Annotated in this window: 12 protein-coding genes; 7 read left to right on the top strand and 5 right to left on the bottom strand. The window is 68.0% G+C overall.

All coding sequences use genetic code 11. The annotated features are described in order from the left end of the window. Positions 1 to 23: 23 nt before the first annotated feature. Positions 24 to 1,070, bottom strand: coding sequence for a septation protein SepH (sepH, locus tag ABRP18_RS08190; protein WP_349884473.1), 1,047 nt, complete (start codon positions 1,068 to 1,070; stop codon positions 24 to 26). Positions 1,071 to 1,268: 198 nt separating this feature from the next. Between sepH and ABRP18_RS08195 the strand changes: the two genes are divergently transcribed. Continuing rightward, positions 1,269 to 1,562 (top strand): DUF4193 domain-containing protein, encoded by a 294-nt coding sequence (locus tag ABRP18_RS08195; RefSeq protein WP_046747247.1) that lies wholly within the window; start codon positions 1,269 to 1,271, stop codon positions 1,560 to 1,562. Positions 1,563 to 1,635: 73 nt separating this feature from the next. Here the strand turns inward: ABRP18_RS08195 and ABRP18_RS08200 are convergent, their stop codons facing one another. Next, positions 1,636 to 2,100: a DUF3093 domain-containing protein gene (locus ABRP18_RS08200; RefSeq protein ID WP_058631762.1), complete on the bottom strand. Its 465-nt coding sequence runs from the start codon at positions 2,098 to 2,100 to the stop codon at positions 1,636 to 1,638. Positions 2,101 to 2,112: 12 nt separating this feature from the next. On the opposite strand from ABRP18_RS08200, the gene dut reads away from it, so the two are divergent. The 5 genes from dut (at position 2,113) to dxs (ending at position 9,000) form a co-directional block, all read left to right on the top strand. Next, on the top strand, positions 2,113 to 2,586 hold the full coding sequence (dut, locus tag ABRP18_RS08205) for a dUTP diphosphatase (RefSeq protein WP_046747212.1): 474 nt from the start codon (positions 2,113 to 2,115) through the stop codon (positions 2,584 to 2,586). Beyond that, complete coding sequence (locus ABRP18_RS08210) at positions 2,579 to 3,166, top strand: DUF3710 domain-containing protein (RefSeq protein ID WP_045264797.1); 588 nt, start codon at positions 2,579 to 2,581, stop codon at positions 3,164 to 3,166. Before dut ends, ABRP18_RS08210 begins: the two co-directional genes overlap by 8 nt. After that, positions 3,163 to 3,897: a DUF3159 domain-containing protein gene (locus ABRP18_RS08215; RefSeq protein ID WP_058631761.1), complete on the top strand. Its 735-nt coding sequence runs from the start codon at positions 3,163 to 3,165 to the stop codon at positions 3,895 to 3,897. The genes ABRP18_RS08210 and ABRP18_RS08215 overlap by 4 nt, the downstream gene beginning before the upstream one ends. Positions 3,898 to 4,050: 153 nt before the next feature. Beyond that, positions 4,051 to 6,888 (top strand): aconitate hydratase, encoded by a 2,838-nt coding sequence (locus ABRP18_RS08220; RefSeq protein WP_046747210.1) that lies wholly within the window; start codon positions 4,051 to 4,053, stop codon positions 6,886 to 6,888. A gap of 171 nt (positions 6,889 to 7,059) precedes the next feature. After that, positions 7,060 to 9,000: a 1-deoxy-D-xylulose-5-phosphate synthase gene (gene dxs / locus ABRP18_RS08225; RefSeq protein WP_349884474.1), complete on the top strand. Its 1,941-nt coding sequence runs from the start codon at positions 7,060 to 7,062 to the stop codon at positions 8,998 to 9,000. Positions 9,001 to 9,063: 63 nt separating this feature from the next. Here dxs and ABRP18_RS08230 read toward each other — a convergent pair whose 3' ends face one another. The 3 genes from ABRP18_RS08230 to ABRP18_RS08240 all read right to left on the bottom strand — a co-directional run bounded on the left by ABRP18_RS08230 (position 9,064) and on the right by ABRP18_RS08240 (position 11,930). Beyond that, a complete protein-coding gene (locus tag ABRP18_RS08230; protein ID WP_349884475.1) occupies positions 9,064 to 9,759 on the bottom strand; it encodes an SPFH domain-containing protein in 696 nt (231 codons plus the stop codon). A 141-nt stretch (positions 9,760 to 9,900) separates the two neighbouring features. Further along, a complete protein-coding gene (locus ABRP18_RS08235) occupies positions 9,901 to 11,355 on the bottom strand; it encodes a glycerol-3-phosphate dehydrogenase/oxidase (protein WP_349884476.1) in 1,455 nt (484 codons plus the stop codon). Continuing rightward, positions 11,352 to 11,930, bottom strand: coding sequence for a TetR/AcrR family transcriptional regulator (locus ABRP18_RS08240; protein WP_058631757.1), 579 nt, complete (start codon positions 11,928 to 11,930; stop codon positions 11,352 to 11,354). Before ABRP18_RS08240 ends, ABRP18_RS08235 begins: the two co-directional genes overlap by 4 nt. Positions 11,931 to 11,950: 20 nt before the next feature. Between ABRP18_RS08240 and ABRP18_RS08245 the strand changes: the two genes are divergently transcribed. Further along, on the top strand, positions 11,951 to 13,573 hold the full coding sequence (locus ABRP18_RS08245; protein ID WP_349884477.1) for an FAD-binding oxidoreductase: 1,623 nt from the start codon (positions 11,951 to 11,953) through the stop codon (positions 13,571 to 13,573). The last annotated feature ends 1 nt before the right edge of the window (position 13,574 follow it).

A 13,574-nucleotide genomic window follows, 5' to 3' on the forward strand; every position in this document is an offset into this window, starting at 1 on the left:
GTGGGGCTCAGACGAGTCGCGTCTCACTCATCGGTGCGTGCGCCGAAGACGATCTCGTCCCACGACGGCATCGCGTTCCGGCGACGGCGGCGTCCCGTGGAGTCGCCGGTGTCCGTGCTGCTGTTCTGCGGCGCGGGCTGCGGGGGCTCCGGTTCTTCATCCGGCTGCTCCAGGGCCTCGAACAGTGCGATCGGACTCTGGTCCGATCGATCCGTGTCCTCCACGTCGTCGAGCAGCGGCGCGGTCTCCCGCTGTCCGCGGCGTCGGCGTAGAGCCTCGAGGAGGTCCGCCGTCTCCGGACTCGTGGTCTGCGCGGCGGGAGCGCGCTTGATCGCCGCGTCCTGCGCTGCCGCGTCGGAGCGGGCCGGGAGCGAGGGGTCTTCCACGTCCGCTTCGGGTGCGGGTACCAGCCGCGGTCCGAACGCGCCGGAGTCGAAGCGACTCTCGTCCTTGTACGGCGAGGTCCGCTCGGCGTCGACCGCTCGGAGGCGGGGGATGAGACCCTCGGGGAGCGAGCCCTGCCGAGAGAGCTGTGTCGCGTCGGCGTTCAGCGGTGAGAGCGCGCTGCGGCGAGGATCGAAGCTCCAGCGGGCGTCGTGATCGACCTCGTTGGCGGTGAACTCGAGCTTGATGGTCCAACCGGAGTCCTCCTTCCAGCTCGCCCAGCGTTCGGAGGTGGCTTCGATCTCGGCGAGCTTGGCGCGGACGGCCACACCGAAGGTCGGCTGCGCGTCGGGCTCGACCTCGCTGCCGATCAGGACGGGCACGGCGAGGGCCTGTCCGATCACGTGCTCGCGCTCGGCGAGGACGGGTCCTTCGAATCGGGCCACGTCGTCGACGCTGATGCCGAGCAGCTCCGCGACCTCGGGTGCGGTGAGCCCGGCGCGGATCTGGGCCTGGATGTCGCGCGGGCTCGCAGCGAGCTTCTGGGCCGTCGGCTCGCTCTGACGGGTGGCGCGGCGGATCTCGCGCTGCAGCATGTCGTCGATGGGCAGCGCGAACCGCTCGCCCGACTCGGTCGCGAGTACGAGGACTCCTGCTTCTGTGCCGACGATGGTGACGTTTTCCATGCGAATGCCCCTCTGATGGGTGTCCGTTCATGGTGTCACGCGTGAGGGGTCGCGGACGGGAATAGCGTGGGCGTGCCGTGAGTTTCCTCTGTCGCACGGACGAGCATTTGCGTTATGTCGTCCGGTCGTGCAAACTATGGCCGCCGAATACCCGACGGCGCACCACCCACTCGCACCATGAAAGTGGAGATCTACCGCATGGCAACCGATTACGACGCCCCCCGAAAGAGCGAAGACGACTCCGAGTCGATCGAAGCCCTCAAGGAGCGTGTGCCGGACAAGAACTCCGGCTCAAGCGGGGACGAAGACTCCGACAACCCGTCGAGCTTCGACCTCCCGGGTGCCGACCTCTCCGATCTCGAGCTCGATGTCGTCGTGCTGCCCGCGCAGCAGGACGAGTTCACATGCATGAGCTGCTTCCTCGTGAAGCACCGCTCGCAGCTCGACCACGAGGGCGCATCCGGGCCCATCTGCAAGGAGTGCGCTGCGTAAGCAGTCCTTCGAGCGACGTATCACGCGCCCCCGACCGTCTCGGTCAGGGGCGCGCTGTCGTTGGGTGAGCGTGTCAGGTCTGGGAAGCGCGGATCGCGGCGACGAGCCGGTCGGGCGTCCGCGTCGAGATCGTCCATGCGTCCACGGGGTCGTCCTGGTCGAGGTTCGGCACGACGACGATGCCGTCGATGCCGCCGCGGATCAGGTGCCACCCGCGCGCCGGGAGACCGGGGCCGCGGGCATGACGGGCTTCCTCGCCCGTCAGTGCAGTGGGTGCTCCGAGGTGCTTCGTGTCGATGTGCGCGCGACCTGCATGCAGGGTGGAGCCGACGACCGAGACGACCGGTGTGGCGGCGATGACACCGAGCACGAGCAGGGCCGATACTGCCGCACCGACGACGAGCGCGACGGTCGAGCCGATCGGCACGAAGACGAGCGAGACCATGGGGCCGGCGACCGCGACGGTCACGAGCAGCCAGAGGCTCGGCGAGAGCCTCTCGCGGTAGCGGGGACGTGAGTCTGTGACGGGGTTCTGCATTAGCCTCATGGGGTGACCGATTCCGTTGATGTCCCCATTATCGCTGCAGTGCTGCCCGGGTATGCGCATCCGGGAGACGCCGGAGCCGATCTCGTCGCCGCCGAGGCGGTGCACCTGGAGCCGGGGGAGCGCGCTCTCGTGCCGACGGGGGTGAGCATCGCCCTACCCGACGGGTATGCGGCATTCGTCGTACCGCGCAGCGGCCTGGCGGCGAAGCACGGCATCTCGATCGTGAACTCTCCCGGAACGGTGGACGCCGGCTATCGCGGCGAGATCAAGGTGAGTCTGATCAACACGGATACCAAGAGCGCGTACGATGTGGCGGTCGGCGATCGTATCGCGCAGCTGATCATCATGCCGGTCACGCGCGCCACGTTCATCCCGGTCGACGTGCTGCCGGACAGCGTCCGTGGTGCCGGTGGATTCGGCTCCACCGGATACCAGGCAGCGACCCACCAGAGCGAAGCAGGACGAGCCAATGACTGACAACAACGAGACCCCTTCGAAGTCGGCACCGTTGAACCGTGCCACCGACGGGCCCTTCGATGACTCCGAGGCAAACCCGGTCCGTCCGTACATCGATCTCGGCGGCATCAAGATCCTGCCGCGCGAAGGTCTGAATCTGCGCCTCGAAGTTGAGGAGCAGTCGAAGCGCATCGTCGCGGTCGGCCTGGACTACGCCGACTCCTCGCTGCAGGTGCAGCCGTTCGCGGCGCCGCGCTCCGGCGGACTGTGGGACGAGACCCGAGTGCAGCTCCGCGACCAGGTCAAAGCTCAGGGCGGTCGCGTCGAGGAGCGCGAAGGCCCACTGGGCAAGGAGCTCCTCGCCGAGGTTCCTGCCACGGCGGCGGAGGGATCAGGGCTGCGTCTCGCGCGTTTCATCGGCATCGACGGCCCGCGCTGGTTCCTGCGCGGTGTGATCGGTGGCGCAGGAGCGTCTGACCCCGAAGCCGCCGAGAAGGTCGAGGACCTCTTCCGCTCGATCGTCGTCGTCCGCGGCGGTTCGCCGATGCCCCCGCGCGACCTGATCCCGCTCAAGATGCCGGCGACTCCGGGTTCCGCGTGAGCGCTCCCGAGCCCGACGCCGAACGCGAGAAGAGCACCTCCGAGATCCTCGGGGCGGCGCTCGGCGGTGCCGCGCGTCGTGCCGGTCTCGATCCCGCTGAGGGCTCCAGCACCCACAAGGTGGTCTGGACGGCGATGGGGGGATGGCGCGGCATCCTCGAGTCCGTGCTGCCGAGCCTCGCTTTCGTCATCCTCTTCACCATCCGCCCGGAGCCGCTGATCCTGTCGTTGGGGGTGTCGGTCGGCCTGGCAGCGGTGTTCACCCTCGTCCGACTGGTGCAGAAGTCGCCGCCCTCCGCCGCGCTGGGCGGTCTCATCGCGGCTGTGGCCGCCGCGGCGCTCGCGCTGTGGACCGGACGCGGCGCGGACAACTTCGTGCCAGGACTCATCACGAACGCGGTCTACGGATCGGTCATCCTGATCTCCGCACTGATCGGATGGTCGCTGATCGGCCTCGCGGTCGGATTCCTGATGGGGGAGGGCACCACCTGGCGCACCGACCGCCGCAAGCGACGTGCGTACTTCTGGCTCGGGATCGCCTGGGCCTCGCTGTTCTTCGCGCGCCTCGCCGTCCAGCTGCCCCTGTATCTCGCCGGCGACGTCACGGCACTCGGGACGCTCAAGCTCATCATGGGGTTGCCGTTGTTCGCACCGCTCATCGCCGTGACCTGGCTGGTCGTACGGGCGCTCCACCCCCGCGAGCCTGCGCGCGAGGATGCCCCCGAGGCGTGATAGATTTATCTTGACATCAAGATAAATCGCAGGCTTTCGCCGGTGCGCTTCCCGGAGCAGACTGGTTAGGTCCCCCTTGCTAGCCGCAGGGGCTCACTGGCGAGCAAGATGGAGGCGCCTGTCGCTCCCATCCGAATAGAAGGAGACGGATTCGTGTCCACGGTGAACAGCTTCGGTGCCAAGAGCACCCTGACAGTCGGCAGCACCGACTATGAGATCTTCCGCATCGACACGGTGCCCGGTTTCGAGAAACTCCCCTTCAGTCTCAAGGTCCTCCTGGAGAACCTGCTCCGCACCGAGGACGGCGCGAATGTGACGAAGGCGCAGATCGAGGCGCTGGGGTCCTGGGACGCAGCGGCTGAGCCCAACACCGAGATCCAGTTCACGCCGGCGCGCGTGGTCATGCAGGACTTCACCGGTGTCCCGTGCATCGTCGACCTCGCCACCATGCGCGAGGCCGTGACGGCTCTGGGCGGCGACGCCAACAAGATCAATCCGCTCTCGCCGGCCGAGATGGTCATCGACCACTCGGTCATCGCCGACCTGTTCGGCTCCGAGAACGCACTCGAGCGCAACGTCGAGATCGAGTACGAGCGCAACGGTGAGCGCTACCAGTTCCTGCGCTGGGGCCAGACCGCCTTCAGCGACTTCAAGGTCGTCCCGCCCGGGACCGGCATCGTGCACCAGGTGAACATCGAGCACCTCGCGAAGGTCATCTACGACCGCGACGTCGACGGCGTGCTCCGCGCCTACCCCGACACCTGCGTCGGCACCGACTCGCACACCACGATGGTCAACGGTCTGGGCGTGCTCGGCTGGGGCGTCGGTGGCATCGAGGCCGAGGCTGCCATGCTCGGTCAGCCCGTGTCGATGCTCATCCCTCGCGTGGTCGGCTTCAAGCTCTCCGGTGAGATCCCCGCCGGTGTCACGGCGACCGATGTCGTGCTCACGATCACCGACCTGCTGCGCAAGCACGGCGTCGTCGGCAAGTTCGTCGAGTTCTACGGCGAGGGCGTGGCATCCGTGCCGCTGGCCAACCGCGCCACCATCGGCAACATGTCACCGGAGTTCGGTTCCACGGCGGCGATCTTCCCGATCGACGACGTCACCCTCGACTACCTGCGCCTGACCGGCCGCAGCGACGAGGCCGTCGCACTCGTCGAGGCCTACGCCAAGGAGCAGAAGCTCTGGCACGACGCATCGCACGAGCCCACCTTCAGCGAGTACCTCGAGCTCGACCTCGGCACCGTCGTGCCGTCGATCGCCGGCCCGAAGCGCCCGCAGGACCGCATCCTCCTCTCGGAGGCGAAGTCGCAGTTCGAGCAGGACATCCTGGCGTACGCGACCGCATCGACCTCGGACTCGGTCGTCGACCTCGAGTCGAAGCACTCCTTCCCGGCATCTGACCCCGGTTCGGTTCCCGGCGAGGAGGAGCCCACCACCACGCGTCCGGTGCACATCAACAGCGGCGCGCCGGCCAACGCCTCGAAGCCCGTCCCCGTGACCACACCCGACGGGGAGAAGTACATCCTCGACAACGGCGCCGTCACCCTGGCTGCCATCACGTCGTGCACCAACACGTCGAACCCGTCGGTCATGATCGCCGCCGGTCTCGTCGCACGCAAGGCGCTCGAGAAGGGGCTCAAGCAGAAGCCGTGGGTCAAGACCACGCTCGGCCCCGGCTCCAAGGTCGTCACCGACTACTACGAGAAGTCCGGTCTCGACAAGGACCTCGAGGGTCTCGGCTTCTACACGGTCGGCTACGGCTGCACCATCTGCATCGGAAACTCCGGACCGCTGATCGAAGAGGTCTCCGAGGCCATCAACTCGCACGACCTCGCCGTCACGGCCGTCCTCTCGGGCAACCGCAACTTCGAGGGTCGCATCAGCCCCGACGTGAAGATGAACTACCTCGCCAGCCCGCCGCTGGTCATCGCCTACGCGCTGGCGGGGTCGATGCACTTCGACTTCGACAACGACGCCCTCGGCAAGGGCAGCGACGGCGAAGACGTCTTCCTGAAGGACATCTGGCCGACGCCAGACGAGGTGCAGGAGATCGTCGACTCGTCGATCTCGCGCGACCAGTTCATCAAGCAGTACGCCACGGTGTTCGACGGCGACGAGCGCTGGCGCAACCTGCCGACGCCGGATGACGACACGTTCCAGTGGGACGAGAACTCGACCTACGTCCGCAAGGCACCGTACTTCGACGGCATGACGATGGAGCTCACCCCGGTGAAGGACATCGAAGGTGCTCGCGTGATGGCGACGCTCGGCGACTCGGTGACCACCGACCACATCTCGCCGGCCGGAAACATCAAGCCGGGGACGCCCGCGGCCCAGTACCTGACGGAGCACGGCGTCGACCGCAAGGATTTCAACTCCTTCGGCTCGCGCCGCGGAAACCACGAGGTGATGATCCGCGGAACGTTCGCGAACATCCGTCTCAAGAACCTCATGGTCTCCGCCGTGAACGACGGGCAGGTCGTCGAGGGTGGCTACACGCGCGACTTCACGCAGCCGGGCGGCCCGCAGTCGTACATCTACGACGCGAGCATGAACTACCAGGCGCAGGGCACGCCGCTCGTCATCTTCGGCGGCAAGGAGTACGGTTCCGGTTCGTCGCGTGACTGGGCGGCCAAGGGCACGAGCCTGCTCGGCGTCAAGGCCGTCATCACGGAGAGCTTCGAGCGCATCCACCGGTCGAACCTGATCGGCATGGGAGTCGTGCCGCTGCAGTTCCCCGCCGGCGAGAGCTGGGAGTCGCTGGGCCTCGACGGGACCGAGATCGTCTCGATCTCCGGCCTGGAAGAGCTCAACAACGGCGTCACGCCGAAGACGGTGAAGGTCACGGCCACCCCGAGCGAGCACTCGCCCGAGGGCAAGCAGCCGGTCGAGTTCGACGCGGTCGTGCGCATCGACACCCCCGGTGAGGCTGACTACTACCGCAACGGCGGCATCCTGCAGTACGTGCTGCGTTCGCTCGTCTGATCGCACGCTGGTTGATCGCGTAACGGAGGGGCTCGTGTCTTCGGACACGGGCCCCTCCGTCGTGTCAAGGGGGCCTCCATCCTCGGAGCTTTCCCGGCCCGGGGCGGTAGGATCAGGACGACGCCCGCACCCGTGTCGGGCGTCTTTGACGAAGCCTGTGAGGAGGCGCAGATGCCCATTCTTCCGAGCATCTCTGGACCCCGCGATCTGGATGCCCTCTCGACCGAGCAGCTGGCGGAACTCGCCGCGGAGATCCGCGAGTTCCTGGTCGAGAACGTGTCCCGTACCGGTGGCCATCTGGGCCCCAACCTCGGCGTCGTCGAGCTGACGATCGCCCTGCATCGCGTGTTCTCGTCTCCGGACGACCCCTTCATCTTCGACACCGGGCATCAGTCCTACGTGCACAAGCTGCTCACGGGCCGCCAGGACTTCTCCGGCCTGCGCTTGCGCGGCGGACTCGCGGGGTACCCGCAGCGCGGGGAGAGCGCCCATGACGTGGTGGAGTCGTCGCACGCCTCCAGCTCGCTCAGCTGGGCCGACGGTATCTCCCGGGCGCTCACGGCGACCGGCCGCGCCGACAGGCATGTGGTCGCGGTGGTCGGCGACGGCGCGCTGACCGGTGGAATGACCTGGGAGGCGTTGAACAACATCTCCGATGACAATGACCGCAACCTGGTCATCGTCGTCAACGACAACGGACGTTCCTACGCGCCGACGATCGGCGGCATGTCGCGCTACCTCAACCGGGTGCGTACGGCAGCGGCCTACAAAGACCTGCATCAGCGCTCCGACCGCCTCTTCCGTGCTTTCGGTCCCGTCGGCCGTGCCGTGTTCCGCGGTGTTCGCGGCGGTACCCACGGGTTCCTCTCGCGGTTCACGAACAACGAGGCGCTGTACTCGAACCTCGACATCAAGTACCTCGGCCCCGTCGACGGGCATGACCTCCCCGCGCTGCTCGAGACGCTGGAGCTGGCGAAGTCGTACGGTGCCCCCGTCATCGTGCACACGATCACCGAGAAGGGCCGCGGCTATCAGCCGGCCCGCGACGACGAGGCCGACCAGTTCCACGCCGTCGGCAAGATCGATCCGACGACCGGGGAGACCCTGTCGTCGGGCGGTCGTGGGTGGACCGACGTCTTCTCCGACGCTCTGGTCTCCGTGGGTGAGCAGCGCAACGATGTGATCGCCATGACTGCTGCGATGCTGCGACCGACGGGCCTCGCGCCGTTCGCCGAGCGCTTCCCCGACCGCGTCTACGACGTGGGAATCGCTGAGCAGCATGCCGTGGCTTCCGCCGCGGGACTGGCCTACGGGGGACTGCACCCCGTCGTCGCCCTGTACGCCACCTTCATGGGGCGTGCCTTCGACCAGGTGCTGATGGACGTGGCGCTGCACCGCGCCGGAGTCACCTTCGTCCTCGATCGCGCCGGTGTGACCGGCCCCGACGGGCCGAGCCATCACGGCATGTGGGACCTCGCCATGCTGCAGATCGTCCCGCACATCCGCATCGCCGCGCCCCGCGACGGCGCCCGACTGACCGAAGCCCTCCGAGAGGCGGTCGACGTCGAGGACGCACCGACGGTCATCCGCTTCCCCAAGGGCGAGGTCGCCGCCGACCTCCAGGCCATCGAGCGGCTCAGCGACGGTGTCGATGTACTCGCCCGCGGCGAGACGGAGGACGTGCTCATCGTCGCCATCGGCCCCTTCGCGGAACTGGCGCTCGATGTCGCCGACCGGCTTCGCGCGCAGGGCATCGGCGCCACCGTCATCGATCCGCGATGGGCCATCCCTGTGCAGCCGTCGATCGTGGAGCTCTCGGCTCACCATCGCCTCGTGATCACCATCGAAGACGGGATCCGCGTGGGAGGAATCGGCACCCGTGTCCGGCAGGTTCTTCGAGAGGCGGGGATCGACACGGCGGTGGACGAGCTGGGTCTTCCCGACGAGTTCATCGATCACGCCTCCCGCGATCAGATTCTCGCCGATGCGGGGCTCACCGCGCCCAAGATCGCGCAGGACATCGTTTCGCAGGTGCTCGGGACCCGCATCCCCAAGGCGCGTCACGCGGGCGAGACCGGGACGATCGACCTTCCCCTGCACGAGAGGCACTGAGACCCGTCCCAGGGTTTTCCCGCTCCAGCAGAGTGCCCGCACCGGCGGTGGTGCCGGGGGAGATCAGTTCAGGGCATGCAGTGCCGCGACGGCCTGGGCTCCGCGATCCACCTCTCGGAGTGCGGTCGACAGCAGGTAGCCGTCGGTGAGCGCGTCGCCGGTGACCATCACGCGCACCAGCTCGACGCCGCAGGCGCGGCGAACCTCGTCGGCACTGGCCGCGATGACCCGGGTGTTGATCTCGTCGTTGTGCGGCAGCTCTGCTCCTTCGAGGCTGCGGACCACATCTCGCAGCGCCGCGCCGACGATGTTCGAGGCGCGTTCCTTCACGTTCACCACATCCAACTCGAAGACGCGCAGATCGTGCCCCGTCGGTAGGGGACGCCACTCGAACGAGGCGTGCACGCGATGCTGATGACCGCTCGCACCGCTCAGCTCCCGCGCAGGCAGATCCGTTGCGCGGCACCGCACGTCGACGAGTTTGTACCAGTAGAACAGGGGGAACGCCCCGTGTGAGCCCGGGCTCAGCACGACGACTTCGCCCACCGCGCCACCGCGCTGGGACGGACGCCGTTGAGGGCGGTTGCGGATGATGGGTTTGCCGTTGCGGGTTCGGATGGCCGCCCAGCCCTCGTCGACGGTGACGATGAAGAGCTTGAGGAGAGCGGGGAGCACCAGGAGAGTGGTCAGGATGGCCGTTCCGGTCTTCAGCAGGCCCGACATCCCCTTTCCGCCCAGCATCGTGAAGAGCATGTCCATGTCACCACTGTGCAGGTTCGCCGAGTGCCGACGTGTCGTCGGGCGGCCTGCTCGCCGTGATTTCATGCGGTGTTCCCCGCACGTTCCCTGCCCGGCTGTGCGGCGGATACGCGATGGCTCCGGCCGCGCCGTGATCCGGTCTCAGAGAAGCGCGGAGACCGCGCGGGCCACGACGGACTCGACCACTGGGCGACAGCGGGCTCTATCCGCGTCGACGAGTCCGATGCGCGTGCGCCGGTCGAGGACATCGTCGACCGTCATCGCCCCCTCCACGCGGACGGCGTACTCGACTTCTGCCGCGGTCAGGGCCGTCGCCTCGTCCAGCAGCTCGTCCGATGAGGGGACGTCACGATCCGCGAGCCGCAACGACGCGGTGCGACTCTGTCGCGACGACGGCAGACTCCGCGTCGTGACGGCGAGATCGACGGCATCCTCGGCCATGCGTCGATAGGTCGTCAGCTTCCCGCCGAGCACCGAGATGAAGCCCGACTCCGATGCCGCCACCAGGTGCCGACGGGAGATGTCGGCTGTCGAGTCGGTTCCACTGTCGACAAGCGGCCGCAGGCCGGCGAAGGCGCCACGAACCTGATCGCGTCGGACCGCGGTGGCGAGAACGCGGTTGAGGCTGTGGAGGAGGAACTCGATCTCGGTCTCCGTCGGCTGAGCGACCCGCGGGACCGCGCCGGGTGAGTCTTCGTCGGTGAGTCCGACGATCAGTCGTCCGTGTGCCTGTGGCAGAGCGAAGACGTATCGGCTGATCGACCCTTCGTGAGGGATCGTCAGTGCCGTCGACGGAGCGCCGATGTCGGCGGCGTCGAGCACGATGTGGGTCCCTCGACTCGGTCGCACCGTGATCGACGGATCGAGTGCTCCCGCCCACACTCCCGTCGCGTTGACGACCGCACGTGCACGGATCTCGAAACGCTCGCCCGTCGTCGCCTCCTCGACCGAGGCCCCATCTGCGCGCAGGGAGAGGGCACGGACCCTGGTGAGGATGCGGGCGCCGAGGGCCGCTGCGGTGCGGGCCACCGTCGTGACGAGGCGCGCATCATCGACGAGCTGACCGTCATAGGCCAGCATCCCTCCGCGGAGGCCCCGCTGGTCGAGGGCTGGCATCAACCGCATGGCCGTGCGCGCGGAGACCACGGCAGGGGCGGGGAGGACCCGGCGCGGGGTGTGTGCGCGCATCCGCAGCACATCGCCCAGCCCCATGCCCACGGTGCCTGCGACACGCTGCCGGAGTGTGACAGTCTGCGAGAACGGCAGGAGCTGTCCGAGGGGGTGGATGAGGTGAGGGGCGATCGAGGTCATCAGGAGATGGCGTTCGTGCGCGCTCTCCCGCGCGGTCGCGAAGTCTCCGGTGGCGAGGTAGCGCAGGCCGCCGTGCACGAGCTTCGAGCTGAATCTGCTGGTGCCGAAAGCCAGATCCTCGGCTTCGATCAGCGTCACGGTGAGTCCGCGAGAGGCAGCATCGAGTGCGACTCCCACGCCCGTGATGCCGCCGCCGATCACGAGCACGTCGACCCGCTCCTCGGCTGCGAGCGTGAGCTCCGTCCTCCGTCGCGCGACATTGAGCGCGGATGGCTCCCTGATCATGGGCGCAGCAGTCCGTCCAGCGCGGCCCGCAGTTCGCGCTCCCATGCCGCCTCCGAGATCAGATCGGAGACGGTCCCGTGGGAGAGCACCGCGGACTGCGCGATGAGCAGCAGCATGACGGCCATCTCCTGCGGTGCACCGTCGCGCACCGATCCTTCGCGCTGTGCGGTTCCGATCGCTGCGGACAGCCACCCGAGGATCATGCGCTGGCTCGAACCCACGCGCTGCAGCGTGTATCGCGTGAACGCTTCCGGCTCGTCGGCCAGCAGCCTCGCATACAGGGCGTCGCTCCGGAACAGGCCGATGAAGCGCAGCACGTCATCGACGAGGGCGGGCCTGGTGGCCGCAGTCGCGGGGAAGGCGCTCAGGATGGTGGTCACACGGCGCAGCAGTGCTGCACGGACGACGTCATCGGCGTCGTTCCAGTTGCGGTAGATCGTCGGCCGACTCAGCTCTGCGCGCCGGGCGAGCTCCGCGACGGTGACGCCGTGCACGCCGCGCCTCTCGATCAGCGCATCGGCCGCATCGAGGATCTTCGTCTGCGTGGCATCCCAGAGAGGTTGACGTTCTTCCATGATGTGTCACACTGTAACGCATGGGCCAAGAGAACGGCAGGGTCGATGCGGACTCGCTGATGAGATGGAACGGCTGGGGCGACCCGGCCAAGGCGAAGGGGCTGCCTCTTCCGGTGCGTGCTCTGCTGCCGATGCTGTTGGGTCGCGTCCGCACGCCCGCTCCGGCCGTCGAACTCTCGGAGGTGCAGCTGCGCCCGTCGCGTCTGACAGCGGAAGACCGCGCGGCGTTCGTCCTCGCCGTCGGCCTCGAGAACGTCGACGACACACCGGAGGCCCGTGTCCGTCACGCGGGCGGGCGCTCGACGCCCGACCTGCTTCGCCGACGCGAGGCACGACAGGACGCACCGGACGCCGTCGTCCGCCCCGCCGACCACGACGAGGTCCGTGCGTGTCTCGATGCCGCGGCGGCGCAAGGTGTCGCCGTCATCCCCTTCGGTGGCGGGACGAGCGTCGTCGGCGCACTCGATCCTGAACGGGGCGCGCATCACGCCGTGGTCAGCCTCGATCTGCGGCGGCTGAGCGGCATGGTGCGGCTCGATGAGACCAGTGGTGAGGCCGTGCTCGCGGCCGGCACGACGGGGCCGGAGGCGGAGGCGCTGCTTTCCGCGCGCGGGTTCGAGCTCGGTCATTTTCCGCAGAGCTTCCGCTATGCCACGATCGGCGGATTCGCGGCGGCTCGGTCTTCGGGGCAGAACTCTGCGGGGAACGGGCGCTTCGACACGATGGTGACCGGGATCAGAGTGGCCACCCCGACCGGCGACATCGAGCTCGGGCGGTCGCCGGGCTCTGCCGCAGGGCCCGACCTGATTCGAGTGTTCCTCGGCTCCGAGGGCATCTTCGGCGTGATCACCGAGGTGCGGGTGCGCGTCCACCCGATCCCGCGCGCGAGGGTGTTCGAGGCCTGGTCGTTTCCGGACTTCGCCAGTGGAGCCGAGGGGCTTCGTCGTGTCGCTCAGCTGAGCGGCGGTCCGACCGTCATCCGGCTGTCCGACGAAGCGGAGACGGCTGTCAGCCTCGCCCAGGTCGGGCGGATCGGCAAAGCACTGGCCAAGGGCGCCAGCGTGGTCACGGTGTACGAAGGCGAGGACATCGCGGAACGACGGGCTCATGCCGGTGCTCACCTCGCCGCGGCGGGCGGGACCTCCTCGGGGGAAGGCCCGGCAGAGGACTGGCTCAGGACCCGGTTCGACGGACCTTATCTGCGCGATTCACTTCTCGACGCCGGTGTCTTCTGCGAGACATTGGAGACCGCGACGACGTGGTCGAACCTGCAGGCGCTGCGCTCGACGGTCGAGGCGGCGCTCAAGGAGGGCTTCGCAGACATCGGCGCCAAGTCGTACGTCATGTGCCACGTCTCGCACATCTACCCGACCGGGGCGTCGCTGTACTTCACGGTCCTCGCGGGAGTGCGCACCGACATGCTCCGTTCGTGGGAGCCCGTGAAAGCGCGTGTGAACGATGCGATCATCACCGCAGGGGGAACGATCAGCCATCACCACGCGGTCGGGCGGGACCATGCGCCGTGGCTCGGTCAGGAGATCGGGGAGACCGGGGTCCGCATCCTCGCCGCCATCAAGAGGGAGCTCGATCCGTCGGGCATACTCAACCCCGGCGCCGTGATCCCCGCGGAACGGACGCACTGAC

Source organism: Microbacterium sp. WHRI 7836 (assembly GCF_040223885.2).
GTDB classification, from domain to species: domain Bacteria; phylum Actinomycetota; class Actinomycetes; order Actinomycetales; family Microbacteriaceae; genus Microbacterium; species Microbacterium oxydans.